This window comes from Streptomyces pimonensis (assembly GCF_041380215.1).
Classification (GTDB): domain Bacteria; phylum Actinomycetota; class Actinomycetes; order Streptomycetales; family Streptomycetaceae; genus Streptomyces; species Streptomyces pimonensis.
Window position 1 is genome coordinate 1 of the sequence record NZ_JAHWZY010000172.1, and the last position, 217, is coordinate 217.

The following is a 217-nucleotide window of genomic DNA, read 5'->3' on the forward strand; positions in this document are numbered from 1 at the left end:
CAGGTGGCGCGTACGCCGCAGGCCGTGGCCGTCCGCTGGGACGGCGGGGTGCTGACGTACCGCGGACTCGAGGAGCGGGCGGACCGGCTCGCGGCGCGGCTGGCGGCCCTCGGCGTCGGCCCGGAGGAGCGGGTCGCGCTGCTGATGGAGCGCTCGCCGGAGGTCGTGACGGCGGTCCTCGGCGTGCTGAAGGCCGGAGCCGTCTACGTACCCCTCG

1 protein-coding gene is annotated in these 217 nt (G+C 77.4%); it reads left to right on the plus strand.

Annotated features, from left to right (window positions below):
• On the plus strand, nt 1-217 hold a 217-nt coding region (locus KYY02_RS33870; protein ID WP_371244954.1), incomplete at both ends, for an AMP-binding protein.